We start from the raw sequence: 24,309 nt of genomic DNA on the forward strand, positions 1-24,309 counted from the left end.
CCCCTTGCCGATCTTTTTTGCGGAAAGGGTCCGCAGGCCCTTGATCAGCGGCGGTTGCGCAACTGGTCGATCCAGACGGTGACCAGAATGACGAGGCCGATGATGATCTGTTGCGTGAAGGCGGAGACGCCGTTCATATTGAGACCGTTGCGCAGGATACCGATGACGAAGGCGCCGATGGCTGTGCCGGAAATGGTACCAACGCCCCCGATCAGCGATGTGCCGCCAATGACGGCACTGGCAATCGCATCCAGCTCATACATCACGCCTTCATTCGGCTGGGCGGTGACGAGGCGCGACATCAGCACGCAGCCCGTCAGTCCAGCGAGCGTGCCGGACAGAATGTAGGTGAAATTGGTAACGCGGGCGACGTTCACGCCAGACAGGCGCGCCGCATCCGCATTGGAACCGACGGCATAGATATGACGGCCGAGGATCGAGCGGTTGAGCATGAAGGAAACCGCAAGCGCAATCACCACCATCAGGATGACAGGGTAGGGGATGCCCGGAAACACCACGTTCGGGAAGCCGTCGTCACCGATATTGACGATGCGGAAGAGAGCGCCATTGCCGAGTTCGCCGAAGGATTCGCCGAGGCCAGAAACAGCACGCGCACCGGTGATCTGCAGGGCCACGCCGCGGGCGATCAGCATCATGCCAAGTGTGGCGATAAAGGGCGGCAGCTTAAAGCGTGTGACAAGCAGGCCGTTGATGAAGCCGCAAAGCGACCCCGTCAGAATGCCGAGAAACATGCCGATCGGCACCGGCATGCCAAGTTCTTTCACCGCAAGGGCTGCAACGACGCCGGCGAGCGCAAGCACTGAGCCAACGGAAAGATCGATACCGCCGGTGATGATGACGCAGGTTGCGCCGATACCCAGCAGCGCGATGGACGTGACCTGCAATGCGATCGTCATGCCATTATTAACGGTGAAGAAAGCGCTGCTGGTTGCGGAGAAGACCGCTACAAGCGCAACGAGGCTGCCAAGCGCCGCAAATTTCTGGATGATGTCCTTTTGGCGGTCGCTGAAAGCGAAGCTCTTCTTTGGTTCTGCAATATTGGCCATGTCGTTCCTCACTGCGCGGCCCGGCCGTAACCGGACGCATACCGCATGATTTCTTCCTGATTGGTCTTGGCGGTCTCAAGCACGCCCGTGATCCGGCCCTGGTGGAAAACGGCGATGCGATCCGTCAGCCCGAGAATTTCCGGCAGCTCTGAACTGATGAGAACAACGCCGATGCCCTTCGCAGCCAGTTCGTCCATGATCTTGTAGATCGCGAATTTCGCGCCGACATCGATGCCGCGCGTCGGCTCATCGAAGAAGAGCACACGCGACTGCCGGAACAGCCATTTGCCGATGATGATTTTCTGCTGATTACCACCAGAGAGCAGCCGCACCGTCTGCTGGATGGAAGGCGTGCGAATATTCAGAAGGTCGACGTAACGTCTGGCGACATCGTCGTGCTTCTTGAAATCGATCAGTCCGAAACGGTTGGAAACCTCGCCGATATTGGCAAGAGTTGTGTTTGCAGCAACGGACATCTTGATGGCCAGACCATCGCTCTTTCTATCTTCCGACAGATAGGCAATGCCTTCCCTGATGGCGTCCTGCGGTGAGCGAATGGAAAGCTCGCGGCTCTCAAAAACGATTTTTCCACTATCGAGGGCATCGGCTCCGAAGATCGCACGCGCCACCTCGGTGCGCCCAGCCCCCATCAGCCCGGCAAAACCGAGAATTTCGCCGCGCCGCAGTGAGAAGGAGACATTCTGAAACACGCCCGCGCGCGTCAATCCCTCGGCAGAGAAGATGATATCTTCGGAGGGATTCGATGTGCGCTCCGGGAACTTGTCTTCCAGTGAGCGCCCGACCATGCGCGTGACGATATCGTCAACGGTGATCGAAGCGAAATCGTCGGTAGAAATATAACGCCCGTCGCGCAGAACCGTCACGCGATCGACGATCTCGGCCATTTCATCAAGACGATGAGAAATATAGACAATGCCGACACCGGATGCCTTGAGATCGCGAATGACCTTAAACAGCAGCCGCGTTTCCTGCTCGGTCAGCGAGGAGGTTGGCTCGTCCATGATGAGCACTTCAGCGTCAAGAGAGAGCGCCTTGGCGATCTCCACCATCTGACATTGGGCGACGGAGAGGCCACGCACAATCTGATCGGGGTCGATATCGACTCCCAGCCGATCGAGACAGCGTTTGGCATCGAGGCACAGCTTTTTGCGGTCGACGAGAAAGCCACGGCGCGGCTCGCGGGCAAGATAGATGTTTTCGGCAACGGAGAGATGAGGAACGAGGTTGAGTTCCTGATGGATAATAGCGATGCCTGCAGCTTCGGACTCCAGCGGCGATGCATATTGCACCTTCACGCCCTTGTGCAGGATCGTGCCGTCGCTCGGCTGGTAAACGCCGCTGATGATTTTCATCAGTGTCGATTTTCCAGCGCCATTCTCGCCGCAGACAGCGTGCACTTCGCCGCTGCGCAGATCGAAATGCACATTCGACAGCGCCTTGACGCCCGGAAATTCCTTGCTGATGTTTTCAAGACGCAGGAGGGCCGAACGCTCCGCGCCCGTCTCCTCAGGCGAAAAATCGCCCCGAATTGTCGATGCGCCCTGCGGCATCTGGAAACCTCCCACCCGTGTTCCCCGCTCCACCGGGGTGCCTTCAACAGGCCAAATGGTTAGGCCGGTTTTTTTGAATGGTCAAGCCAATTAGGCCAAAATTTGAAATACGGTTTTGAAAGGAACGGAATGCCTACCTATAGAAAACAGATATAATTCTGTAAATTCTTATATTTAAGTAATTTCTTGCGTATTGATACGCTTGGCGTTACGGTAAGGCCAAATAGAGATTGCAGACAGGGCTTATCGAAAAACACATGAATGGTCAGGCCAAAATAGCGGAACCACGCCGGCTCTATCAGCAGATAGCGGACCAGATACGTGAACTCATTGATCTCGGTGAATTTCTGCCCGGAACACGGCTTCCGGCCGAACGGGAGCTGGCGCAGAAGCTCGGTGTATCGAGACCCTCGTTGCGAGAGGCGCTGATTGCGCTTGAAATCGACAACACTGTCGAAATTCGTATGGGTTCCGGTGTCTATGTATCGACAGAGGCTCTCCAGACTACCCATCACACCAAATCGCTGGGCGACAGCCCCTCTGAACTGATGCAGGCGCGCGCCGCCCTGGAAGGCGCAACCATCGTGCTGGCGGCAAGCCGCATGACAGATGAAACGATCTCAAGCCTTCGCCAGATCCTGAATACCATGCAGAAGGAAATCGAGGCCGGACGCAAACCGCTGGATCAGGATCGGCTGTTTCACGTCACCATTGCCGAACAATCCGGCAACAGCGTCCTCACACGGCTGGTGGCAAATCTTTTCGACGAACGACACAGCCCCATTTCAGCCCAGTTGCGGGTCAAATTCGAGGATCGGGATACCTGGACCCATGCGCTTCAGGAGCACGAAGCCATTCTGGCAGCTCTCGAACTCAAGGATCCGCTATTGGCGCAGGCGGCCATTCATATCCATCTGGAAGGCTCCAAGCGGCGCTGGGTCGAAAGCTGAGTTAAAAACATAGCAGGCAATATACCGGGAGGAGGAAAACCCGTGAGTGAGAATTCCGAGGCAACCATTTTGCTGAACGCCAACGACAATGTTGCGGTGGCGCGCCGGTCAATTCCGGCCGGTGGTGCGACGGGGAGGGGCGATCTGACGGCTCGTGAGTTGATCGGGCGCGGGCACAAAGTGGCCCTGAAATACATCAAATCCGGAGACGAGGTACTGAAATACGGCCAGGTGATCGGTATCGCCACTCAGGATATCGAACCGGGCCGACACGTGCATCTGCACAATCTCGCAATGGTGCCCTCCGAGCATACACATCAGTTCAGCGTCGATATCGAAGAAAAGGGCATGGTGCCGGAAACCGAGCGCCGCACCTTCATGGGTTATGATCGCGGGCTCGGCGGCGTGGGCACACGCAACTATATCGGCGTCATCGCATCGGTGAACTGTTCCGCCACGGTGTCGCGTTATATCGCCGACTACTTCAACAAGCAGGGTGGACTTGACGGTTTCGACAATGTCGATGGCGTCGTAGCGCTGACGCACGGCGGGGGCTGCGCGCTGAATACCAAATCGGAAGGCTATCGCCTTCTGATCCGCACCATCCAGGGTTATGCTCGCCATCCCAATTTCGGCGGTATTCTGCTGATCGGCCTCGGCTGCGAAACCAACCAGATCGCCCCTATCCTCGAACATTACAAGATGGAAGAGGGCGAGCGGCTGCGCACCATGACGATCCAGCAGCACGGCGGCACGCGCAAGACAATCGATGCGGCGATTACCGAGATCAAGGCCATGCTGCCGATGGTCAATGCCGCCCGCCGTACCGAACAACCGCTTTCGAAGCTGAAGGTGGCGCTGGAATGCGGCGGTTCGGATGGCTACTCCGGCATCTCCGCGAACCCGGCCTTGGGTTATGCATCCGACCTCATCGTCCGCAATGGCGGCACGACGGTTCTTTCCGAAACACCGGAGATTTACGGCGCGGAGCACCTGCTGACAAAGCGCGCCGTCACCCCGGCGGTCGCCGAAAAGCTGTTGCAGCGCATCGACTGGTGGCGGGATTATACCGCGCGCAATGGCGATGAACTCAACAACAACCCCTCCCATGGCAACAAGCTCGGTGGGCTGACCACCATTCTGGAGAAATCGCTGGGTGCAGTCGCCAAGGGCGGTTCCATGCCGTTGAAGGCCGTTTACGAATTCGCCGAGACCGTCACCGAGCAAGGTTTCGTTTTCATGGATACACCCGGCTACGATCCCGTTGCCGTTACTGGCCAGGTCGCCGGCGGCTGCAACGTCATCTGTTTCACCACCGGCCGCGGCTCGGTGTCCGGTTTCAAGCCGTCACCCTGCATCAAGATCGCCACCAATTCCGAAATGTATGAACACATGAAGGAAGACATGGATATCAACTGCGGTGAGATTGTTACCGGTACAGAAACTATCGAAGAATCCGGCAAACGAATTTTCGAACATATTCTGGCCGTGGCTTCCGGCGACAAGACGGTGAGCGAAATTTACGACTACGGCGACAACGAATTCGTGCCGTGGCAGGTCGGGGCGGTGACCTGAACAAAGGTCAAAATTGTCCCACGTGAAACAAAAGGCCCGGAAATCGCTTTTCCGGGCCTTAACTATTCCTGACCATAGGTCCGCGCCTTAATGGCGGAAGTGACGCATGCCCGTGAACACCATCGTCACATTATGCTCGTTTGCAGCGTCGATCACTTCCTGATCACGCATGGAGCCGCCCGGCTGGATGACAGCGGTAGCGCCCGCAGCAATCGCAGCAAGCAAACCATCGGCGAAGGGGTAGAAGGCTTCCGAAGCAACGGCAGAGCCGCGCGTCAGCGGTTCGGCAAGGCCGAGGGCCTCGGCCGCATCTTCCGCCTTCTGGGCGGCGATGCGGGCGGAATCCACCCGGCTCATCTGGCCGGCACCGATACCAGCCGTCTGTCCATCCTTGGCATAGATCACGGCATTTGATTTCACATGCTTGGCGATCTTGAAGGCGAACTTCATGTCCTCAAGCTCCTGCGCCGTCGGCGCACGCTTGGTGACAACCTTGAGGTCCAGATCCTCAACCATGCCATTGTCACGGCTCTGCACCAGCAGACCGCCGGAAACAGTCTTCGCGGTAATGCCGGCTGCGCGCGGGTCCGGTAGACCGCCAGCGGTCAGCAGGCGCAGGTTCGGCTTCCGGGCAATGATGGACTTGGCTTCTTCGGTGACGTCAGGCGCAATGATGACTTCGGTGAAGAGCTTGACGATCTCTTCCGCCGTCTCCGCATCAAGCGTTTGGTTCAAGGCAATGACGCCGCCAAAAGCCGAAACGGAATCGCAGGCCAACGCCCGCCGGTAAGCTTCGGCAAGTGTCGGGCCGGTCGCAACGCCACAGGGGTTGGCATGCTTGATAATGGCGACTGCTGGTGCATTTTCCGGCAGGAATTCCGCCACCAGCTCGTAAGCCGCATCCGTATCATTGATATTATTGTAGGAAAGCTGCTTGCCCTGAAGCAACGTTGCGGTTGCGACGCCGGGACGCTTTTCGCCGGTCAGGTAAAAACCGGCGCTCTGATGCGGGTTCTCGCCATAACGCATCTTTTCCTTCAGTCTACCGCCGATGGCCCGGTAATCCGGCGTCTCTATCGAAAGCGCTTCAGCGAACCAGTTGGAAATCACGGCGTCATAGGCGGCCGTGCGGGCATAGGCCTTGGCGGCAAAGCGCTGGCGCAGCGCATAGGAAGTCTGCCCGTCATCCGCCTGCAGGGCTTCGACCAGCGCGGGATAGTCGGAGGGATCGGTAACGACGGTGACATAAGCATGGTTCTTGGCGGAAGCGCGGATCATCGCCGGCCCGCCAATATCGATGTTTTCGACCGTCGTCGGATAATCGCCGCCCTTGGCGCGAACTTCCTCAAAGGGATAAAGATTGATCACCGAGAGATCGATCGCCTCAATGCCATGTGCCTTCATCGCCTCTACATGGTCTGCATCATCCCGGATCGCCAGAAGCCCACCATGCACATTCGGATGCAGGGTCTTGACCCGACCGTCCATGATCTCGGGAAAATTGGTCACGTCGGAAACATCCGTCACCGGCAACCCCGCATCGGCAATGGCCTTCGCCGTTCCACCGGTCGAAAGCAGCCGGACACCAAGCTTGGAGAGGACCGTCGCCAGCTCGATGATGTCAGTCTTGTCGGACACGGAAAGAAGCGCCGTGCGGATTTTGACTTTATCGGGGGCGGGAATTTTTTTGGACACGACGGCCATCGGGCATACTCCGTTTAACGGGGAGGACAGGCTGAAATGGAATTGATCCAGCAATTGCCGCCGCGTTAACACAGCTTACCGGATTAATAAACAGCACGGATGACGGAGGGTGAAAACTATGGGCAGTTTTCGCCCGAAATCACCCGGATTGCGGGGCGAGATGCGGCTCAGGCCTTGCGTTCGATGATCCAGCGGATTTCCCGCGTATTGGCGAGATTGAAAGGCAACTCGATTTGTTGCGAAGGCCGCATGCCGGAGGCATCGGCCATGAACACATCTTCGGTCACGAAAACCTCCAGCCCCGGCGCTGAAAACAGCCAGGTGGTCCCATCCGTCGCTTCCAGATAAACCGATTCCTCATCCCGCCGATGCAGCTGAATATGGGGATGGATGTGGAAGCGTGAAACCGCCGAGATCGATTGCAATGGCGTCTTCGCCACATTCTCGTCAGCTCGCAACAAGTCACGCCCTTTTATCTTCGTGCCGGCCGCATTCAGTTCGATTTCTCGCTCGTGATAGCAGCCGAAGTTCTGCAAATATCCATCATGTGATGCCCAGAGAACATCGCTGCCATTTCCGTCCGTTCCACGCTCACTATCCACCTGGCTGACGCCGGAGATCATGATCGGGCCAAGCAGCCTGGAGCGAGACAATCTGCACGAGGAGGTATCGGCAAGCGTGACGGTGGAATGGGCGGCCGTTGACCGGCTGGCCCGCTGATATTCCGGTGCTGCATTTTTCGGAAAGCCAGAATTGATGATGAACCGGTTCTTGCCGCAGGACATCTCAAAGGACAGGCAACCCGAATGGGCACTACGCGAAAGCTCCGCCGAACCGGGATACCCCGTATCCACAATGATGACGGTCTCATCTGTCGCAAGCCGATGGTAATTCACATCCGGCAGCATTTTCGAAGGCCGACCAGCGGTTTCATCATAACGCAGCACGGAGACAAGCTCGTTGGCAAGCGTCGCCGTCGCGCCGTTGAACAGTGCGAGGTCGCCACCCTGATGCCTGAAAAAGCGGATTGCCGGAAACATCCGATCTATCGCCGGCACGAGCCCGGAGGGCAGATCGTGGCCAAGATTGATATAACTTTGCCGAAGCGGCAGAAGATCGAGCAGCAGATCAAGCATGACCCGCGGGTTGCGGGACACATGCCCGCCATCGGGCAGAATCTGGCGTTCCATTTCCTGAGCCAGCTTCATTCCATGCCGAGTGATACGCGAAAGGCGTGTCGGCATGGCGATGGAGGCCATGGCAAGCGCGATCCTGATTCGCAGCCGCGTCTCGCCATCAGGTGCGTGTTTAACGATCCTGTCGAGATAACGCACATGAAAGGCGAGGCTTTTGAGGAACCGGCGATAAAAACCAGCATCGGCCTCGAATAAAACGACGGGGGAATGGGACAGCCAGGCAATCAGCCGCTGCGCCGCGATCTCCGGAGACCAGCCTATCCCGGTAACGCGTCTGCCGTTCAGGGCAATCCATTCGGCAACAATGCGACGCGCCCGCTTGCAGGCTTCGCTCGACCTGTCGGAACGGATATGCCGCAACCAGCCGAAGGCGTGCAGCCGCTCCTCAAAAACCAGCGAGGGATAATCCACCTGAAAAGGCGACAGGCCGCCGGTTTCCACGACACGACCGGCAAGCGCGATGCGCCCACGCAGCAATTCCTCGGCAAAATAGGGATCGATTGCCCTCAGATCCGTAGGCGCCGCTACCAGACCATCGGGAACACGATTGGCAAACCGCGAGACATGCAGGCGCAAAGGTGTAAGGCCGACACACAGATGACGATACGCCATCCGTGAAAGAAGACCGGCCGCATTCATGCTGCCTGCAAAGGACCCTGACAAGCTGTGTTTCCCGCTTCACATGTTTTGTTTTTATCAGTGAACCGTGATGACCGGAACATTATCGATAAATATCAATGATTCGCGAAAGCTTCGCTTTTTTCTACTTCTTACGCAAGACACTGCTAAAAAACCCATCGACACCGCCGAACATATCCGGCGTCGTGCGCAGATCACCCTCGGGACTGACTGCCGCTTCCATTCCCGGCCAATCTTCCTTGCGAACGGCAATACGCTCCACACCTGGATTTTCCGCCAGAACCTGCGCAATCATCTCTTCGCCTTCCGAAGGATCAAGCGAGCAGTTGGAGAACACCACCACACCGCCAGAACCCACCAATGTCAGCGCATGCCGCAACATCTGGCCCTGAAGAGCCGCAAGTTTGGCAATGTCCGTTTCATCCTTGGTCCAGCAAACATCGGGATGTTTGCGCAGCGTACCGGTTGACGAACAGGGCGCATCCAGGAGAACAGCGTCAAAGAGCTGCTCCGGCTGGTACTTCAACATGTTCACCTCCACCGTTTCGGCATGGAGGCCAAGCCGGTCGAGATTTTCCCTGAGACGCCGCAGACGATTGCCGGACTGGTCCAGCGCCGTCACTTTTGCACCCGCCAGTGCAAGCTGCGCCGTCTTTCCCCCCGGGGCCGCGCAGAGATCGGCGACACGTTTGCCGGAGATGTCTCCCAGCAGCCGCACCGGCATGCTGGCGGCAAGATCCTGCACCCACCAGGCGCCCTCGGTAAAGCCTTCAAGCGAAGGTATCTGACCTTCGAAGTCTCCAAGACGCACGCTGCCATTCGGCAAAACCGTACCGCCCAGCTTCTCCGCCCACAGGGCCGGATCGGCCTTGACTGTGAGATCGATGGAGGCCGGTGTCAGCTGCGCTTCGGAAATCCGCTTTGCAACTTCATCACCGTAAGCCGACACGAGACGGGCATAGAACCAGTCCGGCAACACCGGCACAGCAGCGATAGCCTGTTCGATTTCTGCTTTCTCCCGGCCAAGTCGTCTGAGAACGGCATTGACCAGTTTCACGAAACGCTTGTTACGTGGGTCACGATGTGCCTGTTCAACAGCCAGATCGACGGCGGAATGATCGGGAACATCGAGATAAAGCATTTGCGCCGCGCCGACGACAAGCACATGGTGCAGAGATCGCGCACCCTGCGGCAACGGCCCGTCAAGCAGCATCGACAATGCCGCTTCAATGCGGGGAAGGTGGCGAAGCGCACTATTGACGATGGCTCTCACCAGCGCCCGGTCCGCAATGGAAAGCGCCCGATAGACAGGATTGCCGTTTTCACTATCCAGCATGCCATCAAGCGAAGTCTTCTTTTCCAGAACGGCAGCGAGAATACGGGTCGCGGCGATGCGCGTGGCAAGACCGGGCTTATCCTCGAAAGAAGAAGGGCCGTCTTCACGGCCCCCGCCTTGTGCGGACCTCGTTTTTTTAGACCGTGCCGGCTTATTCTGAATATCGGATGTCAAGACCACGGTCCCTTGCGCTCGTTTTCGTTGCTTCGTCCCGTATTGGGAACGGAGCCTGATTTGCGCAGAGGTCTATCACCCGATGGCGGCGGCGTCGATGCTCGCGGGGAAAACTCCTGCGCCATTGCATGCAGCGCTGCTACGCGGTTTTCCGTATTCGGATGTGTGGAAAAGAGATTGTCCATACGTTCGCCGGAGAGGGGATTGATGATGAACATATGCGCCGTTGCCGGGTTTCGCTCGGCATCGTCATTGTGAATCTGCTGCGCCATGCCGGAGATTTTCTGCAACGCCGAGGCAAGCCACAGCGGATTGCCGCAGATTTCCGCGCCGCGCCGGTCTGCAGAATATTCCCGCGTTCGGCTGATCGCCATCTGCACCAGCATCGCGGCAAGCGGAGCAACGATCATCGCAACCAGCACGCCGATAAAACCGAGCGGATTATTATTGTTCTCCCGGTTCCCGCCGAAGAAGAAGGCGAAATTACCAAGCATGGAAATAGCACCCGCGATCGTGGCGGTGATCGTCATGGTCAATGTATCGCGGTTTTGCACATGCGCCAGCTCATGCGCCATGACGCCGGCCACCTCTTCCGGGGTAAGACGCTCCAGTAAGCCAGTAGAGGCCGCCACGGCGGCGTTCTCAGGGTTTCTTCCCGTCGCAAAAGCGTTAGGCTGCGGGCTGTCGTAAATATAGACCTTCGGCATCGGCAGGCCGGCATTGTGCGAAAGATCGCGGATCATGTGGAAAAATTCGGGCGCATTCGCCTGATCGATCTCCCGCGCGCGATAGGCGGAGAGGACCATTTTATCCGAATTCCAATAGGAGAAGAGGTTCATACCCGCGGCAATGAGAAGGGCAATCATCATGCCGCCCTTGCCGCCGATCAGAAAACCGACACCCATGAACAATGCCGTCATGAAGGCCAGAAGCATTGCCGTGCGCATCATGTTCATCCGTTATATTCTCCTTGTCGCTCATCAGGACTATTGCAGGGTTTATAAACCCCGCTCGATTATATAATCTGGTAAACGCCAAACATATTTCAATATCCCGTTATAGGGAGGATTTCTGATGCAAGATGCGGATAATGACAACGGCGCGGAAACGCCGAGGCGGCTATCGCCGGCAGCGGAACGTGCCTTGAAAGAGGCCGAAGAGCGACGCAGGCAACAGGCGGACCTTCAATTGCCGCCGGAAACGGGCGGCCGCGGTGGTGCCGAACCTGTTCGTTTCGGTGATTATGAAATAAAGGGCCGGGCTATCGACTTTTGAACCGTCCCAAAATGAAAATACCCGCCGAAAGCGGGTATTTATAAACAAAAACAAACACTTGACTATTTCTGTTCCAGAAGTCGGCAGACCGCTTCCAGCTGTTCGAGTGTGCGGTATCCGATGCGGATTTGCCCCGAACCGCCCTTGTGGTTGATCTTTACATCCAGCCCCAGAGCATCAGACAGGCTGCGTTCCAACGCGACAGTATCAGAATCCTTCTCAGCCGCTGGTCGCTTCTCCGCAACGTCACCCTGTGATTTAATATCGTTTTGCGCCAGACGCTCGGCGTCACGCACCGACAATCCCTTGGAAACGATCGTCCGCGCCAGATTTGCCGGATCGGATGTGGAAACAAGCGCCCGCGCATGACCTGCGGAGAGCGAGCCATCCGCTAGCATATCACGCACCGGATCGGGAAGCTTTAAAAGCCGGAGGCTGTTTGCAACATGGCTGCGGCTCTTGCCAATAATCTCACCGAGATCATTCTGGGTATAGCCGTGCTCGGCGATCAGCTGTTCATAGCCCATCGCCTCTTCAAGCGGGTTCAGGTCTGAACGCTGCACGTTTTCGACGATGGCCAGCTCAAGTGCAGTGCGGTCATCCACATCGCGGACGATAACAGGCACATCGGTAAAGCCAGCCAGCTGCGCCGCGCGCCAGCGTCTTTCACCGGCGATAATCTCGTAACGGTTGACACCAACCGTCCGCACGACCACAGGCTGAACAATTCCATGCTGGCGAATGGATGCGGCCAGATCCTGCAGCTCGTTCTCATCGAAATGGCGTCTTGGGTTTCTTTGACTGCGAGCGATGAATTCAATCGGAATGGTGCGGTCGGCATTGACGGCGCGCTGCGGCTCGCCCACTGGCATCGGCTGATCCATTTCGCCGATCAATGCCGCAAGACCACGCCCGAGTCGACGCTTGGAAAGATCATCACTCATAAGATATTACTCCATACATTCCGGCAGACGTCAGGCGGCTTTGCGCAGCCGCTCTCTCTGAATCACTTCCGACGCCAGCTGCAGATAGGCCTGGCTGCCAGCACATTTCAGATCATAAAGAATTGCCGGTTTACCATAAGACGGTGCTTCGGAGACACGAACATTACGCGGAATGAGCGTGTGGTAAACCTTTTCTCCCAAATGGGTACGCACGTCAGTGACAACCTGCTGTGCGAGATTGTTCCGCGCGTCGAACATCGTCAGAACGATACCCTGGATATCAAGCTGCGGATTAACCGAACTGCGGATTTGACTGACGGTATCCAGCAACTGACTAAGACCTTCAAGAGCGAAGAACTCGCACTGCAGTGGCACCAGCACGGAGTGGGCGGCCGTCATGGCATTCATGGTCAGAAGATTGAACGAGGGTGGGCAATCGACGAGAATATAGGAATAATCTCTTGCCTCTTGCGTTTCCATGGCCGCGCGCAACAGAAACACCCGGTTGGAAACATTGGCAACCTGCATCTCGAAACCGAGCAAATCCATGGTCGACGGCACGATGTCAAGATTTGGAACTGCCGTCGGAACAGCAACTTCACCGATGGTATGATCGCCCACCAGAAGATCGTAGGAGGAAAGCTTGCGCTCCTTGCGGTCAATCCCAAGTCCTGTGCTGGCATTGCCCTGCGGATCCAGATCAATGATCAATACGCGCTCACCAATAGCCGCCAGTGCCGTTGCGAGATTAATGGCAGTCGTTGTTTTTCCAACGCCGCCCTTCTGGTTTGCAACTGCGATAATCCGGTTTTTTTCAGTCATACCGCACCTGGCCAGCTTGTCAGCGCCTCAAAGCGAGGTTGCTGATTTCAAGAACAACAGAATCTGCCTCAATGGCACTCTGATGTTTTATCAGATCAAACTGCCAGCGACCATGCGCTTTCTGCACTTCGAAATCATAATCCCGGCCTTTATTAAAATAGGCCTTGAGATTTGGATTATTCTGCGCCCAGGGATGTATATAATCGAACAGCAGATCAAGCTCGGCAAGCGCCCGCGCAGAAACCGCATCGCAAGTGTTTATGATTTCAGGCGCTCTTTCGATCCTCACCGGATGAACTGCGCCTCTTGCTCCGGTTTCCTTCAACGCAATCCGCAAAAACGCGGCTTTTTTATTGTTGCTTTCAACCAGATCAACCCAACCGTCACCGAGTTCGGCCAGAAAAATAGCTGTAATAACGCCGGGGAAGCCGCCGCCGCTGCCTAAATCGACCCATTTCTGTGGAGTGGGAGACATCTGGAATATCTGGGCGCTGTCGGCCACATGCCTACTCCAAAGCTCCGTGAGAGTGGAGGGCGCGACCAGATTTGTGGTTCTATTCCACTTCTTAAAAAGCTCGACAAAGTGCTCGAGCCTCTCATGTGTTTCACGTGAAACACTCTGGCCGTTTATCTTCATAATCCGACTCGCTATTGGTGCATGCGCAATTTTTCGCCTTGCCCCGCAGAATTTTTCCGCAGAAGCGCAAGCAGCAGCGATATCGCAGCCGGTGTCATACCGTCAACACGCGCAGCCTGCGCAATGTTCTCGGGACGGGCCTTTTCCAACTTTTGTTTCAGTTCATTGGAAAGGCCTGAGAGACTTTGGAAATCGAAATCATCCGGAATCTTTCTATCTTCATCGCGCTTGATATCAACAATGTCCGCGCTCTGCCGCTGCATATAAACCGCATAGCTCGCTTCGATTTCCAGAACTTCTGCAACCTTGCCCCGAAGCGATTCCAGTTCGGGCCAATGTGGCGTCAAAACATCCAGTGTTATATCGGGATAGGCGAGTAGTTCATAAACGGAACGGCGCTGCCCATCCTGATTGAGTTTTAATCCCTGCTTCGCCGCCTGCGAGGGGCTGATGGAAATTGCCCTCATCAGTTCACGAGCCGATTCCAGGTCAGCAATAAATGCTTCAAAGCGCTTTTCACGCTCAGACCCGATAATGCCAGTCCTTTGGCCAATTGGCGTAAGCCGCAAATCGGCATTATCCACCCGTAGGGAAAGCCGATATTCGGCCCGCGACGTAAACATGCGATAGGGTTCGCTTACGCCCTTAGATGTCAGATCATCGATCATGACGCCGATATAGGATTCCGTTCGGCTGAAATAGAGCGGATCGGTATTGCTCGCGTATAGAGAAGCGTTCAATCCTGCGACGAGACCCTGCGCACCCGCTTCTTCATAACCCGTAGTGCCATTGATTTGTCCGGCCAGGAACAGGCCTGGAATTTTACGACATTCCAGCGAAGGCTTGAGCTCTCGTGGATCGACATAATCATATTCGATGGCATAACCGGGTTGAAGAATAGTGACCTGTTCGAGCCCAGGTATGGTACGGATAAATTGCTCCTGCACTAAGGCGGGAAGGGAGGTCGAGATACCATTCGGATAGATGGTGTGGTCGTCGAGACCTTCTGGTTCCAGAAATATCTGGTGGCCGTCCCGCTCCCCAAAACGGGTGATCTTATCCTCGATCGACGGACAATAGCGTGGGCCAACACCTTCAATTTGACCGGAATACATCGCCGAAAGATGAATATTGTCCTGGATAATCTTATGCCCGGCCGGCGTCGTGCGGGTTACGCCGCATTCGATCTGCGGGTTGAGAATGTGATCTGTCATAAAGGAGAAGGGTACCGGTTCCTCATCCGCTCCCTGCCGATCTACGGCACCCCAGTCAATGGTACGACCGTCGAGCCGCGCAGGCGTGCCCGTTTTCAACCGCCCCATAACCAGGCCAAGACGAGAAAGTGTCTCGGAAAGACCCAATGACGGCTTTTCGCCGACACGGCCGGCGGGAATCTTTTCGGAACCGATATGAATAAGGCCCCGCAAGAAAGTCCCGCTTGTCAGAACAACGGCCCCACACAGAATCCGGCTACCATTCGCCATAATGACAGCTGCAACCCGATCACCAACCATTTCGATATCAAAGGCGTCACCCTCAATAATCGTCAGATTTTCAATCGCGTCGATTTCGCGCTGCATCGCCTCGCGATAAAGCCGCCTGTCCGCCTGCGTCCGAGGTCCGCGAACGGCGGGACCCTTTTTGCGATTGAGCATACGAAACTGAATACCGGCAGCATCAGCGACCCTGCCCATCAACCCGTCAAGCGCATCAATCTCACGAACCAGATGCCCTTTGCCAAGTCCGCCGATTGCGGGGTTACAAGACATCACCCCGATCGTTTCGCGCTTATGAGTGATGAGGGCGGTTTTTGCACCATGTCGCGCGGCGGCAGCGGCGGCTTCGCTGCCGGCGTGCCCGCCTCCGATAATAATGACATCAAATGACTGGTGCATATCACTACGCCTTATCCTAAATCACCCACATAGCCACCGCAGTAGCCAATGTTTCACGTGAATCATTTTCCTATGCAGAATTCCGAGAAGATTACGCCGAGCAAATCTTCCACATCGACGCGACCGGTAATGCGTCCAAGCGATGTCGCCGCGAGCCGTAAATATTCTGACCTAATCGCGAGGTCCATGGCTTCGGATTCCAGCGCATCACTAACATAGTTCAGCGTCTCTTCAAGCCGTTTTTTGTGACGGGCACGGGCGGGAACCAACGTCTGGCCGGCTCCAACCCGCTTATTGATCTCCTGAATGATCACCGATCGCAATTCGTCCAGGCCGTGTCCCTCCTTAGCAGAGATGGAGAGATCAAATAGGGCCTCGGGAGAATCTGACGAAAGAGCTGACTTCGTACGTAGATGGAGATGCCGTGTGTTAGTGAACGAAATCGGGGATTGTTTCGGAAACGAATCATTATCCTGCAGCAACAGAATGAGATCGGCATTTTCGGCTGTCAACTTGGCCCGTCGAACACCCTCTTGTTCGACGACATCCTTAGTATCCCGAATGCCTGCTGTATCGAATATCCGAACAAGATAGCCATCCAGATTTATATCAACGCTCAGAACGTCCCGCGTCGTGCCAGCTATATTGGTGACGATCGCAACATCCCGGCCACTCAGAGCATTAAGAAGAGTGGATTTGCCGGCGTTAGGCTCGCCAACCAGAGCGACCTTAAACCCATCACGGATGACTTCACCGTCGCCGTGGCGAAGATGATCAGAGATCTCCTGCCGCAACTGCGACATTGCCTCCCAGACCTGTGTTGCAACCGAATCCGGTACGTCTTCTTCATCGGCGAAGTCCAGCTCCGCCTCGATCAATGCGCGCGCCCGCGTTAATCTCGCTGCCCAGCCATCATAGAGTACGGACAGCTTACCTGTGCTCTGTTCGACCGCCAGGCGGCGCTGCATTTCCGTTTCCGCCTGCAGCAGGTCGGCCAGCCCCTCAACTTCGAGAAGGTCCATCTTGCCATTTTCAAAAGCACGACGGGAAAATTCACCAGCATCGGCAGGGCGAAACCCCTCCAGATTTTCCAGCTCGGCGAAAATCGAGGCTAGAACTGCCCGGCTGCCATGACTGTGTATCTCGACACAGTTCTCACCCGTAAACGAATTTGGCGTCGGAAAACCGAGGATCAGCGCTTGATCGATAATCTCATTGTTTCGATTCCGAATCGAACGCAGCAAAGCCCGTCTTGGTGGAGGGGGTTCCTGACCTGTCAGCGTCGTTAGCGCCATAAAAGCCTTTGGTCCACTGATCCTGATCACGGCGACACCTGCCGGCAAGGCACCGCTTGAAAGCGCATAGATCGTATCGGCGGAAGCAGGCATCACTCACCTCGGTTTAAAACAGTCAAGCCGCATCCGAATAAACGGACGCGGCTTCAAGGTTTTCAGATGAATCCGGCTAAGGTCCGGATCAGGTATTCATGGATTCGAAGAAGTCCGAATTGGACTTGGTCTGCTTCAGCTTGTCGATCAGGAATTCGATGGCATCCATCGTTCCCATCGGGGCCAGAATTCGACGAAGTACGAAGATCTTCTGCAGATCCTGACGCGGCACCAGCAGGTCTTCCTTGCGCGTGCCGGACTTCAGAATGTCGAGCGACGGGAATATGCGCTTGTCGGCGACCTTGCGGTCGAGCACGATTTCCGAATTGCCCGTACCCTTGAATTCTTCGAAGATCACTTCGTCCATACGGCTGCCCGTATCGATCAACGCCGTCGCGATGATCGTCAGCGAGCCACCCTCTTCGATGTTACGTGCGGCACCGAAGAAACGTTTCGGCCGCTGCAGCGCGTTGGCGTCCACACCACCGGTCAGAACCTTACCGGAAGAGGGAACGACTGTGTTGTAGGCGCGGCCGAGGCGGGTGATGGAATCCAGCAGGATGACGACGTCACGACCGTGTTCGACAAGGCGCTTCGCCTTTTCGATGACGATTTCGGCGACCTGGACGTGGCGAACAGCCGGTTCGTCGAAGGTGGAGGAAACAACCTCACCCTTGACCGAACGCTGCATGTCGGTGACTTCTTCCGGCCGTTCGTCAATCAGAAGAACGATCAGATAACATTCCGGATGGTTCGCCGTGATAGAATGGGCAATATTCTGCAGCAGAACCGTTTTACCGGTGCGCGGCGGCGCAACGATCAATCCACGCTGGCCCTTGCCGAGCGGTGCGACAAGATCAATCACCCGCGACGACAAATCCTTCGACGTCGGAATTTCCAGCTCCATCTTGAACCGCTCGTTCGGATAAAGCGGCGTCAGATTGTCGAAGTGAACCTTGTGACGGATTTTTTCTGGGTCGTCGAAGTTGATCGTGTTGACCTTCAGAAGCGCGAAATAACGTTCGCCTTCCTTGGGACCACGGATCGGGCCTTCGACGGTATCGCCTGTCTTTAACGAGAAGCGGCGGATCTGCGAGGGCGAAATATAAATATCGTCCGGACCCGGCAGATAGTTTGCGTTTGCAGACCGCAGAAAACCGAAACCGTCCTGAAGGACTTCCACGACGCCTTCGCCGAGAATTTCGATATCCTGGCTCGCGAGAACCTTGAGGATTGCGAACATAAGCTCCTGCTTGCGCATGGTGCTCGCATTTTCAACTTCCAGGGATTCGGCAAAAGTCAGCAAGTCGGTAGGCGATTTGCTCTTAAGTTCCTGAAGCTTCATTTCAGCCATGAAGGGAAGACCGTCTAATAATGTAATGTCGGGGGAGGGCGTGTTCGCGAATCAGATGCTGTGGGAAATGCCGCAGATGACTGAATAATTCACATGCCACGAAGATGAGTGGCCTGAAAATAGCGACTGAATACGGCCGCTGCAAGAGGAAAGCACGAATTCCGCGAAATTTATCGTCAAAGCCCCTTAACCAAAGGGTTTCACAACCACAAGTATGACAATGAGGATCATCAGAACCGTTGGAACCTCGTTCATCAACCGCCAGTGACGGGCAGGCCTGGTATTTTCATCCCTGGCGAAACGCTTGGCGCTGCGGGTGAAATAAACATGGGTGGCTGTTAGAAGCACGACCAGCGCGATCTTCGCATGCAGCCAGCCACCGGAAAAACCGTAAACCGACCATGCCAGATAAAGCCCCAATATCCAGCTTATCATCATTGCCGGGTTCATGATCACCTTGATCAATCGCTGCTCCATCACCTTGAAGGTTTCGGATTGCTGCGAACCGGCAGGCGCATCGGTATGATAGATGAAGAGACGCGGCAGATAAAAAATCGCCGCCATCCATGAGATCACCGCGATGATATGCAGCGCCTTGATCCAGAGATAGAGATCGGCCGGGTCGGCGTAAAACAACAGGGCAACGAAAACCGCAAAGACACCGAGTGCGATACCGGCCCGCAAGGCTGCCCTGTTTCCAGAACGGGCAGAGGTCTGTTTCTCCTCGCTCATACCCCGGCTCCGCCAGCACGCACCCGCTGCACCAGTCTGGTAACGTTTTCCGGATCGGCCTGAGGGGTAATGCCATGGCCGAGATTGAAGATCAGCGGACCCTGTCCAAGCGCCTGCAGCACCGCATCGATACCATCCTGCAAAGCCCTGCCGCCCGCCACCATCAGCATCGGGTCGAGATTGCCCTGCACAGGGCCTTCCTTCTGCAAATCCCGGGCGAAGGTCAACGGCACCGACCAGTCGAGCCCGATGGCGTCTGCACCCGTTTTACGGCGATAATCCTTGAGAAGATAACCGGCACCCTTGGCGAAAGCGATGATCTTTGCTGAGGGGCGACGAGCGCGCACCGATGCGATAATGCGGGCAACCGGTTTTACCGCATATTCCTCGAATTCCTTTTCACCGAGCACACCGGCCCAGGAATCGAAAATCTGCACCGCATCAGCGCCGGCATCGATCTGCGCCACCAGATAGTCGGCGGAAATATCGGCGAGAAAGGCCAGCAGCTTTTCCATGGCGGCCGGTTCCTGATAACCAAACAGCCGCGCCGGCGCCTGATCCGGCGTTCCGTGGCCAGCAATCATATAGGTCGCAACCGTCCAGGGGGCGCCGCAAAAGCCCAGAAGCGTCGTTTCATTCGGCAACGTCTTGCGCAGACGGGAAACGGTTTCGAAAACAGGCGCAAGATGCGTCATCACATTCGTCGCATTCAGCTTCTCGATGCCGCTTACGTCAATCGGGTCCATGGCCGGACCTTTGCCTTCGCTGAAGGACACGTTGCGATGAAGCGCGTCGGGTATGACCAGAATGTCGGAAAAGAGAATGGCGGCATCCAGCCCGAACCGGCGAATGGGCTGAAGGGTAACCTCTGCCGCCAACTCGGGATTATAACAGAGATCAAGGAAACTTCCGGCACTCTTCCGAGTTTCCCTGTACTCCGGAAGATAGCGTCCCGCCTGGCGCATCAGCCATATGGGTGGCGGCGTGACCGTCTGCCCGTTCAACACCGTCATTACCTTACGCTCGTTCATGGCACCCAACTTCTAAAAAATAAAATCAAAGAGATTTAAAAGATTTTCTATTTCTTAGAGTCTGTGGGTAGCAAGGATTAAAATCATTCCAGTCGAAATGCCGCAGCCGCAAGGTTCATTGAGCATCTGTGAATACTGTCCGGCAGAGTGTCGCAAGGTAAATTGGAAAAAGAAAATTTTTCAAATAATTTCAATAATTTAGATTGTACCACTAGAACGCTCAATCTGTGGATAATTTGGGGACAATTTTGAACAATTTGACGTTCTTCCAATAATTCACAGGCGCGCCGGGGATGATTGCAGCCACTTGCGGATTGTGGAAAAACACCACCTTATTCATGTCGCGGCTCGGCCCTCAGGACAATTTTGAAGTTTGTCCCGGTTTATCAACAGCGGGAGAAAAACAGCGTGGAGAACAAAAAAAGCTTCTTCCATCTGCACCTGATTTCGGACTCAACGGGAGAGACTCTGATGTCGGCGGGTCGCGCGGTCTCGGCCCAGTTCCATGCCTCGATGCCGGTGGAACATGTTTATCCGATGATCAGGAACCAGAAACAGCTCGGCCAGGTCGTGGATCTTATCGACAAGGAACCGGGCATTGTTCTTTATACCATCGTCGACCAGCAACTGGCCGAGTTCCTGGATCTGCGCTGCCATGCGATCGGAGTACCCTGCGTTAACGTCCTTGAACCGATCATCGGCATCTTTCAGACCTATCTTGGAGCGCCGTCGAGACGGCGAGTGGGCGCGCAGCATGTATTGAATGCCGATTATTTCGCGCGGATCGAAGCGCTCAATTTTGCCATGGACCATGATGACGGGCAAATGCCGGAGACCTATGACGAGGCCGATATTGTCATCATCGGCATCAGCCGCACGTCAAAAACCCCAACCAGCATCTATCTCGCCAACCGGGGAATAAAGACTGCGAACATCCCGGTCGTTCCCAATGTGCCTCTGCCCGATAGCCTCTATGCTGCCACCCGTCCGCTGATCGTCGGTCTTGTCGCAACATCCGACCGAATATCGCAGGTGCGCGAAAACCGGGAACTGGGTGTGACGGGCGGATTTGACAGCGGCCGTTACACGGATCGCGCCACCATCATGGAAGAGCTGAAATATGCCCGCGCGCTCTGCGCCCGCAACAACTGGCCGCTGATCGACGTCACACGCCGCTCCATTGAGGAAACGGCTGCTGCCATCCTTGCCCTTCGTCCGAGGACACGATAATCCGAATCTCATCATTCGGAGCAGACAGTCGATGAAACAAGAGTTGATCCTCGCCTCGTCCAGTGCATCCCGCCAGATGCTGATGCGCAATGCGGGGCTGACATTTTCGGCAATACCAGCAGATATTGATGAGCGCGCGCTCGATGAGCAACTGGAACGAGACGGTGCGAGCCCGGAAGAAGTGGCGCTGGAACTGGCAAAGGCGAAGGCCCTTGCAGTCAGCAAGCTGCACCCGGCGGCGCTGGTTCTTGGATGCGACCAGACCATGGCGCTCGACACTCGGGTTTATCACAAGCCAAAGACGATGGCCGAGGCTGAAGCGCATCTACTGTCATTGTCCGGCAAGGTTCATCGCCTGAACAGTGCGGCTGTTCTCACCCAAGGCGGTGAGGTGCTATGGCAGACGGTTTCCAGTGCGGAACTTGCCGTGCGGATTTTGAGCGCCGAATTCGTCTCCCGTCATTTGCAGCGGGTGGGTGACAGAGCCCTGACGAGCGTCGGCGCTTATCAGCTCGAAGGGGAGGGAATCCAGCTATTTACCTCGATCGAGGGGGATTATTTCACGATTCTCGGCCTGCCGCTCCTGCCACTTTTATCAAAACTGCGCGACATGGATGTCATCGATGGCTGATTCACGTGAAACATTAACCATAAATGCCTTTGTCGCCGGTTACCCGATCAAGCATTCACGCTCGCCCATTATCCATTCCTACTGGTTGAAGAAATTCGACATTGCCGGCTCCTATAAGGCTGTAGAAGTGTCCCCGGAAGATTTCCCGAATTTCATCGCGGCTCTTAAGGAAGCCAAACCGGATACGGCGGTTGGCGGCAACGTCACCATTCCCCATAAGGAAGCGGCCTATAGTTTAGCCGACAGCCCCGATGCTCTGGCGGAAGAACTAGGCGCCGCCAACACCATATGGGTGGAAGAGGGTAGGCTCCATGCCACCAATACGGATGGTTATGGTTTCGTCTCCAATCTCGATGAGCGCCATCCCGGCTGGGACAAGACTGACCGGGCGGTCGTTTTCGGCGCTGGTGGTGCAAGTCGGGCGGTCATCCAGTCCCTGCGCGATCGAGGTATTGCCGAAATCCACGTTCTGAACCGTACGGTCGAACGTGCCCGGGAACTGGCCGACCGTTTTGGTCCTCGGGTTTTTTCCCATCCCCAGGCGGCACTTCATGAGGTCCTGCAGGATGCCGGGCTTTTTGTGAACACCACATCGCTCGGCATGGACGGCACCGAAGCACCTGAACTCGATTTTTCGCCGCTTGCCGCCAACGCCGTTGTGACTGATATCGTCTATGTGCCGTTAAAAACGCCGATCCTGAAGATGGCGCAAGAGCAGGGCATGGCAACGGTGGATGGGCTCGGTATGTTGCTTCATCAGGCAAAACCCGGTTTCCATCGATGGTTCGGCGAAATGCCAGAGGTTGACGAAACTCTCCGCTCCCTGATCATCGCGGACATGGAGAAACATTGATGATCGTCATCGGTCTTACCGGCTCTATTGGAATGGGGAAAACGACGACGGCGAAGCTGTTTGCCGAAGAAGGTGTTCCTGTTCTCGATTCGGACGAGGTCGTGCATGCGCTTTATCGTGGAGAAGCCGTTCCGCTGATCGAAGCTGCGTTTCCGGGCACCACCATTTCCGGCGCGGTGGATCGGCAGAGGCTTGCCGAAGTCCTGCGAGAGAATCCGGCTAATTTCAGCAGACTGGAAGCCATTGTCCATCCGCTGGTTCGACAAAGGCAGGAAGCCTTTCTGGTGGAGGCGAGCAAAGAGGCGCGGCAATTCGCCCTTCTCGATATTCCCCTGCTGTTTGAAACCGGGGCGGAGAAGCGTGTCGATAAAATAGTGGTGGTGAGTTCCGCGCCGGACATACAGCGGCAGCGGGTTTTGTCACGGCCCGGCATGACGCAAGAGAAATTTGAAATGATCTTGGTCCGGCAAATGCCCGACGCCGAAAAACGTCAGCGCGCCGATTTCGTCATCGATAGCGGAAACGGTGTCGAAGCGGCACGGGATCAGGTAAGAGAAATATTGCAGCGATTGGCCGAGACGGGCGACGGAGAGAATAATGCGTGAGATCATTTTCGATACGGAAACCACGGGCCTCGAATCGAAACTGGATCGTGTGATCGAAATCGGCGGCATTGAGCTGATCAACCATTTTCCGACCGGTCGCACGCTGCATCTCTATATCAGCCCGGAAGACCGCAAGGTTCACCCGGACGCGCTTGCGGTTCACGGGATTACCGACGACTTTCTGAAAGACAAGCCGAAATTCGGCGAGGTCGTCGATCAGATTCGTGATTTTTTCGAGGGTGCCCGTTGGGTGGCGCATAATGCGACATTCGATATGGGTTTCATCAATGCCGAATTTGCCCGTCTCGGCATTGAGCCTGTGGCAGCCGATCTGGTGACGGACACGCTTTCGCTTGCCCGTCGCAAGAACCCGATGGGACCCAATTCCCTTGATGCGCTTTGCCGGCGTTATGGCATCGACAATTCCCACCGCACCAAGCACGGCGCGCTTCTCGACTCCGAATTGCTTGCCGAAGTCTATATCGAGATGATTGGCGGGCGTCAGACGGCGCTCGGTTTCGGTTCCGCCGCCAGGCAGGAAGCGGTCATCATCGAGGATGATGTGTCGCTTGAGCCGCTTCAAAGGCCGAGGGCATTGGCGTCAAGGCTGGACACGGAGACGGTTGCGGCTCATGGCAAGCTCGTTCTTGGCATGGGTGACAAGGCGATCTGGAACCGTTACCAAAATTAAGGTTCGCTC

Annotated in this window: 22 protein-coding genes; 8 read left to right on the forward strand and 14 right to left on the reverse strand. The window is 55.9% G+C overall.

The features are described from left to right. Window positions 1-44: 44 nt before the first annotated feature. Together FCH38_RS16045 and FCH38_RS16050 are read right to left on the reverse strand one after the other, a co-directional pair. Complete coding sequence (locus tag FCH38_RS16045) at window positions 45-1,067, reverse strand: ABC transporter permease (RefSeq protein ID WP_149900368.1); 1,023 nt, start codon at window positions 1,065-1,067, stop codon at window positions 45-47. Between the two features lie 8 nt (window positions 1,068-1,075). Next, complete coding sequence (locus FCH38_RS16050; protein ID WP_174374348.1) at window positions 1,076-2,638, reverse strand: sugar ABC transporter ATP-binding protein; 1,563 nt, start codon at window positions 2,636-2,638, stop codon at window positions 1,076-1,078. A 257-nt stretch (window positions 2,639-2,895) separates the two neighbouring features. Here FCH38_RS16050 and FCH38_RS16055 point away from each other — a divergent pair, with 257 nt between their 5' ends. Together FCH38_RS16055 and FCH38_RS16060 are read left to right on the forward strand one after the other, a co-directional pair. Beyond that, a complete protein-coding gene (locus FCH38_RS16055) occupies window positions 2,896-3,588 on the forward strand; it encodes a FadR/GntR family transcriptional regulator (protein ID WP_153515419.1) in 693 nt (230 codons plus the stop codon). A 42-nt stretch (window positions 3,589-3,630) separates the two neighbouring features. Continuing rightward, window positions 3,631-5,163 (forward strand): UxaA family hydrolase, encoded by a 1,533-nt coding sequence (locus FCH38_RS16060; protein ID WP_174374349.1) that lies wholly within the window; start codon window positions 3,631-3,633, stop codon window positions 5,161-5,163. Between the two features lie 87 nt (window positions 5,164-5,250). Here FCH38_RS16060 and purH read toward each other — a convergent pair whose 3' ends face one another. The 4 genes from purH to htpX all read right to left on the reverse strand — a co-directional run bounded on the left by purH (window position 5,251) and on the right by htpX (window position 11,168). Then, a complete protein-coding gene (purH, locus tag FCH38_RS16065; protein ID WP_174374350.1) occupies window positions 5,251-6,867 on the reverse strand; it encodes a bifunctional phosphoribosylaminoimidazolecarboxamide formyltransferase/IMP cyclohydrolase in 1,617 nt (538 codons plus the stop codon). 167 nt (window positions 6,868-7,034) lie between these two features. Next, window positions 7,035-8,702 carry a heparinase II/III family protein gene (locus tag FCH38_RS16070; protein WP_174374389.1) on the reverse strand — a complete coding sequence of 556 codons (1,668 nt, stop codon included), beginning with the start codon at window positions 8,700-8,702 and terminating at the stop codon, window positions 7,035-7,037. Window positions 8,703-8,826: 124 nt separating this feature from the next. Continuing rightward, window positions 8,827-10,212 carry an RsmB/NOP family class I SAM-dependent RNA methyltransferase gene (locus FCH38_RS16075; protein ID WP_174374351.1) on the reverse strand — a complete coding sequence of 462 codons (1,386 nt, stop codon included), beginning with the start codon at window positions 10,210-10,212 and terminating at the stop codon, window positions 8,827-8,829. Beyond that, entirely contained in the window at window positions 10,209-11,168 is a 960-nt protein-coding gene (gene htpX, locus FCH38_RS16080; protein ID WP_153515416.1) for a zinc metalloprotease HtpX, read from the reverse strand. Before htpX ends, FCH38_RS16075 begins: the two co-directional genes overlap by 4 nt. A gap of 118 nt (window positions 11,169-11,286) precedes the next feature. On the opposite strand from htpX, the gene FCH38_RS16085 reads away from it, so the two are divergent. Next, the gene (locus FCH38_RS16085) at window positions 11,287-11,487 is read left to right on the forward strand and encodes a DUF1674 domain-containing protein (RefSeq protein WP_142842141.1); all 201 of its coding nucleotides are present in this window, start codon (window positions 11,287-11,289) and stop codon (window positions 11,485-11,487) included. A gap of 62 nt (window positions 11,488-11,549) precedes the next feature. On the opposite strand, the gene FCH38_RS16090 is transcribed toward FCH38_RS16085, so the two are convergent. The 8 genes from FCH38_RS16090 to hemE all read right to left on the reverse strand — a co-directional run bounded on the left by FCH38_RS16090 (window position 11,550) and on the right by hemE (window position 20,290). Further along, a complete protein-coding gene (locus FCH38_RS16090; protein WP_174374352.1) occupies window positions 11,550-12,431 on the reverse strand; it encodes a ParB/RepB/Spo0J family partition protein in 882 nt (293 codons plus the stop codon). Between the two features lie 30 nt (window positions 12,432-12,461). Further along, window positions 12,462-13,253 (reverse strand): ParA family protein, encoded by a 792-nt coding sequence (locus FCH38_RS16095; protein WP_149900360.1) that lies wholly within the window; start codon window positions 13,251-13,253, stop codon window positions 12,462-12,464. A 19-nt stretch (window positions 13,254-13,272) separates the two neighbouring features. Further along, entirely contained in the window at window positions 13,273-13,890 is a 618-nt protein-coding gene (rsmG, locus tag FCH38_RS16100; protein WP_174374353.1) for a 16S rRNA (guanine(527)-N(7))-methyltransferase RsmG, read from the reverse strand. Between the two features lie 11 nt (window positions 13,891-13,901). After that, on the reverse strand, window positions 13,902-15,785 hold the full coding sequence (gene mnmG / locus FCH38_RS16105) for a tRNA uridine-5-carboxymethylaminomethyl(34) synthesis enzyme MnmG (RefSeq protein WP_174374354.1): 1,884 nt from the start codon (window positions 15,783-15,785) through the stop codon (window positions 13,902-13,904). A gap of 62 nt (window positions 15,786-15,847) precedes the next feature. Continuing rightward, window positions 15,848-17,173: a tRNA uridine-5-carboxymethylaminomethyl(34) synthesis GTPase MnmE gene (gene mnmE, locus FCH38_RS16110; protein WP_174374355.1), complete on the reverse strand. Its 1,326-nt coding sequence runs from the start codon at window positions 17,171-17,173 to the stop codon at window positions 15,848-15,850. An 88-nt stretch (window positions 17,174-17,261) separates the two neighbouring features. After that, window positions 17,262-18,527 carry a transcription termination factor Rho gene (gene rho, locus FCH38_RS16115; RefSeq protein WP_149900356.1) on the reverse strand — a complete coding sequence of 422 codons (1,266 nt, stop codon included), beginning with the start codon at window positions 18,525-18,527 and terminating at the stop codon, window positions 17,262-17,264. A 186-nt stretch (window positions 18,528-18,713) separates the two neighbouring features. Beyond that, window positions 18,714-19,259 (reverse strand): protoporphyrinogen oxidase HemJ, encoded by a 546-nt coding sequence (hemJ, locus tag FCH38_RS16120; RefSeq protein WP_174374356.1) that lies wholly within the window; start codon window positions 19,257-19,259, stop codon window positions 18,714-18,716. Continuing rightward, complete coding sequence (gene hemE / locus FCH38_RS16125; protein ID WP_174374357.1) at window positions 19,256-20,290, reverse strand: uroporphyrinogen decarboxylase; 1,035 nt, start codon at window positions 20,288-20,290, stop codon at window positions 19,256-19,258. The genes hemJ and hemE overlap by 4 nt, the downstream gene beginning before the upstream one ends. Window positions 20,291-20,698: 408 nt before the next feature. On the opposite strand from hemE, the gene FCH38_RS16130 reads away from it, so the two are divergent. From FCH38_RS16130 to dnaQ, 5 genes are read left to right on the forward strand one after another with little or no spacing between them, the layout of a single operon-like run. Next, entirely contained in the window at window positions 20,699-21,520 is an 822-nt protein-coding gene (locus FCH38_RS16130; RefSeq protein WP_149900354.1) for a pyruvate, water dikinase regulatory protein, read from the forward strand. A gap of 31 nt (window positions 21,521-21,551) precedes the next feature. Beyond that, a complete protein-coding gene (locus FCH38_RS16135; protein ID WP_174374358.1) occupies window positions 21,552-22,151 on the forward strand; it encodes a Maf-like protein in 600 nt (199 codons plus the stop codon). Further along, a complete protein-coding gene (locus FCH38_RS16140; protein WP_174374359.1) occupies window positions 22,144-23,004 on the forward strand; it encodes a shikimate dehydrogenase in 861 nt (286 codons plus the stop codon). The genes FCH38_RS16135 and FCH38_RS16140 overlap by 8 nt, the downstream gene beginning before the upstream one ends. Further along, complete coding sequence (coaE, locus tag FCH38_RS16145; protein WP_174374360.1) at window positions 23,004-23,609, forward strand: dephospho-CoA kinase; 606 nt, start codon at window positions 23,004-23,006, stop codon at window positions 23,607-23,609. The genes FCH38_RS16140 and coaE overlap by 1 nt, the downstream gene beginning before the upstream one ends. Further along, window positions 23,602-24,300, forward strand: coding sequence for a DNA polymerase III subunit epsilon (gene dnaQ / locus FCH38_RS16150; protein WP_153515406.1), 699 nt, complete (start codon window positions 23,602-23,604; stop codon window positions 24,298-24,300). The genes coaE and dnaQ overlap by 8 nt, the downstream gene beginning before the upstream one ends. Window positions 24,301-24,309 lie beyond the last annotated feature (9 nt).

It is taken from the genome of Agrobacterium tumefaciens, from assembly GCF_013337285.1.
Taxonomy (GTDB): Bacteria; Pseudomonadota; Alphaproteobacteria; order Rhizobiales; family Rhizobiaceae; genus Agrobacterium; species Agrobacterium burrii.